Source organism: Polynucleobacter sp. 35-46-11 (assembly GCF_002281105.1).
Window position 1 is genome coordinate 1 of sequence record NZ_NCFJ01000272.1, and the last position, 3,474, is coordinate 3,474.

Consider the following 3,474-nt stretch of genomic DNA (forward strand, 5'->3'; position numbering starts at 1 on the left):
AGTAATAACAGTAGTATTTTTCTTCGGGAGACAACATGGCTTCGGTAAATAAGGTCATCATCGTAGGTAACGTAGGGCGCGACCCAGAAACACGTTATATGCCAAGCGGCGACGCAGTAACCAATATTTCAGTAGCGACATCAGATCGTTACAAAGATAAGCAGTCTGGCGAAATGAAAGAAACCACAGAATGGCACCGCGTTGCATTCTTTGGCAAGCTTGCAGAGATCGCTGGTCAATACCTCAAAAAAGGTTCACAAGTTTATGTAGAAGGTCGTTTACGTACGCGTAAATGGACTGATGCCAGTGGCCAGGAAAAATATTCCACTGAGATCGTTGCAGAAACAATGCAAATGCTTGGTGGTAAGCCAGTAGGCGGCGGTGGTGATGGTGGTGAAAGTTATAGCCGCTCAAAGCCGGCTGAGCAGTCTGCACCAGCATCTTCAAATGCTGCATCCCTTGGTGCAATGGATGACGATATCCCGTTTTAATTGGTGCGTAAGCAGTTATTTGACTGCGTAGCAATCAACCCCAGCAAGCATGAGCTTCCTGGGGTTTCTTTTTGATGTAGGCGTATGCGATGCTGAATTTGCTGTATTCACCTTAAAATATGCTCATGAATCTCCTAGGGGCAATCAAATCTCCACTTTTGGCATCTGTAGCCATTTGTATTGGTGCTTTGCCACAGTCGTCCTTGGCAACCCCCTTTTTCTTTCCAGACATGAACCCCTCTTTTGTTAAAGGTGATCCTCCGGATTGGTTAAATGAAGGGCGAGGTAATGATGGATACCTCACGATTAGTTCTGAAGTAATTCCTGTGAGTAGTTGTACGCAAATGGCTAGTCGTAGTTTTTGGGGATCTGATAAAACGCAACTCGTATTATCGGTTGTGACTCAGGGCTTCAAGGGTAAGCTCGATAAGCTAGAAATTCCGATTGCTACCTTTGATGGAAGAGAGGGCGGTTCTGAGTGCGCCTCATTGAGTACCACTCCATTATTAATAGTGCCCATGACGGTGCTGGGAACTTATTCCATATTCAATCCAGGAGCGCTCTCCTTAGTGCTCAATGTCAGAAGTTCAAGTGACTCTAATCAGGATTTCATTGGTTCTGCCAAATTGCTATTGGGGGCTGCTGCAATTGTTGCAACTGGTGGTTCAGCAGCTGCGATCGGCGGAATTTCAGCAACAGTTGGAAACTCAGTGGTAGGTGAGACCCAAAAGAAAGCCAATAGTCTTTTACAGGGAATGATTGACGCTAAGGTGCCCGTTACTTTTAATTGGTCAGAATTGCGCAAAGGGATTCGAGCGGTTGAAATCCTAGTTTATAAAGCGGATCAAAGTGTTGGCAGCCTGAGTGACAAGCAAATTCTGCAATTACAAAAAGATCCTAAATCTGAAAAACAACTTCTGTTTACTGTAAAACTGGAGTTTCAATTTTTTCGCAGCGTGTTTTATCCAACAGTGTCCCAAATTGAGGGATTGGCAAGTCGAGAAAATCTTTCATCTGAATACATTTTAAATTTCCAAATGCCTGGCTCAGGACTCAATTTTATGCAGATCTTAAATAGCTCAGCACCTAGCCTACTTCAGCGTATTTCTAAAGCAGAAGGCCTTGATTTGGCAAAAGCTTGTTCATCGGGATTTACAAAACTTAAGGCTGCTGGGCTTGATGATGTCGATAGTGCCATTGTCATGAAATCATTTATTGACGAAGCGAGAGATGATGCCGATTGGTATGCAAATCCAGCGCTAGTTAAAAGCTGTTTCTCGCAAGCGCCTAGTATTCAAAAAAATCTTGAGCTGATTTATGGGCCCAGCGTAGCACCAGTAAAACAGGTGACCGAGCCTTAGTTATTGCCTAGCGTGGCGCGTATTGTCAGGCCAGGGCGCATTGTGATCGGTGCGGAAGGGGTTGATGTCTAGACCACCGCGTCGGGTGTAACGAGCGTAGACAGAGAGTTTTTCTGGTTTGCACTGGCGCTTGATATCCGTAAAGATGGTTTCAACGCAATGCTCATGAAACTCACCTTTTTGTCTAAATCCGATTAAGTAGCGCAGCAAGCCTTCTTCCAAAATGGGACGGCCTTGATAGCGAATTTGTACGCTAGCCCAATCTGGTTGTCCTGTCACTGGGCAATTGGATTTGAGTAAATGGGAAACCAAGCATTGCTCGATGGGTCCAAACGATTCATTTACCTCTAGCAAAGTTGGATCGGCGGATAGGCTTGGATCGATTTCGATATCAAGACGATCCATGAGAACACCACTCATCTCCTGCATTCCTTTTTTGGCAACCATCTCTGTTGGATTGATGCGAGTGGCAATCTTGCTGCCAGCGACTGCCGATAAATCCGTAATCAATCTTTCGCGGACTTCCGCTTCATCTTCAAAGCGAGCGTTATTCAGGCTATTTAAGTAGAGCTTGAATGATTTGGACTCAATCATGTTCGGAGAGTCGGCTGGTATCTGAAATTCCGCTAGAGCAATCTGGGGTTTCCCTTTTTTATTGAGCCAACCCAGCTCAAAGGCATTCCAAATATCAACACCAACAAAAGGTAAGGCTTGATTGGGCTTGATATCAAGCTTAAGGCGATTCTCTGAACGCGGAATAGGAAAGAGCAAACTCGGATCGTATTGATCGGGATATTGCGTTGCTTGACCAAGAGAAAGTGTGGACATTAGCTTTTAGGTTTATTGGATACGCCAGATACGACATGACCAGTAGGCGCTACTGATGCAGCAGATTGGCAGTGACCTGTTTGATCATCAAAGAAGAAGTCTGGCTCAAATTCGCGCAGGAACTCACTTTTGGAAAGTCCGCCGAGGAACATGGCTTCATCCACATCGATACCCCAAGCCATGAGCGTACGAATAGCACGCTCATGTGCAGGCGCTGAGCGAGCGGTGACTAAAGCGGTGCGAATGCGCATGCCCTTCTCACTAGTGGTGCGTTGCAAGCGATGCAGCGCTTCTAGCAAAGGTTTAAATGGGCCCGGTGGCAGAGGGATCGCAGCTTTTTTACTTTCGTGATCTACAAAGGCAACCAGGCCCTCACTCTGAAATACTTGCTCCGCTTCATCAGAAAACAAAACAGCATCTCCGTCAAAAGCGATGCGGATTTCATTGGGATGAGACTCTGCAGTCTTGCTAGATTCTGGATAAACACGTGCAGCAGGAAAACCTGCGTCAATCGTGGCACGCACATCGTCTTCATTAGCTGATAAAAATAAGTTGGCATGTAGCGAGCGAAGGTAGTGATAAGGTGGGCGCCCTCTGGTAAATACGCCGCGCCCCAAATGAAGGCCATGATGTTCGGCTGAACGGAATACGCGTAAGCCGCTAACTGGATCATTGCGAGAAAGAATCACTACCTCAACACGCTGCTCACCCTCTTCGTTGAAAGCAAGCAACTTCTTTACCAATGGAAAGGCAACGCCTGTTTGAGCAGCTTTAGATAAACGCTCTAATTGGAG

The 3,474-nt window shown here is 46.0% G+C and carries 4 protein-coding genes; 2 read left to right on the top strand and 2 right to left on the bottom strand.

The features are described 5' to 3' along the window. Positions 1-35: 35 nt before the first annotated feature. Both ssb and B7Y67_RS13325 read left to right on the top strand, forming a co-directional pair. Positions 36-491, top strand: coding sequence for a single-stranded DNA-binding protein (ssb, locus tag B7Y67_RS13320; protein WP_015422053.1), 456 nt, complete (start codon positions 36-38; stop codon positions 489-491). A 125-nt stretch (positions 492-616) separates the two neighbouring features. After that, the gene (locus B7Y67_RS13325) at positions 617-1,852 is read left to right on the top strand and encodes a hypothetical protein (protein WP_293599067.1); all 1,236 of its coding nucleotides are present in this window, start codon (positions 617-619) and stop codon (positions 1,850-1,852) included. Here the strand turns inward: B7Y67_RS13325 and queF are convergent, their stop codons facing one another. Both queF and B7Y67_RS13335 read right to left on the bottom strand, forming a co-directional pair. Then, a complete protein-coding gene (queF, locus tag B7Y67_RS13330) occupies positions 1,853-2,680 on the bottom strand; it encodes an NADPH-dependent 7-cyano-7-deazaguanine reductase QueF (RefSeq protein ID WP_293599068.1) in 828 nt (275 codons plus the stop codon). It abuts the gene before it with no gap. Then, positions 2,680-3,474: 5'-nucleotidase (locus tag B7Y67_RS13335; RefSeq protein WP_293599069.1), on the bottom strand; the 795-nt coding region annotated here is incomplete at its 5' end. The genes B7Y67_RS13335 and queF, both read right to left, overlap by 1 nt.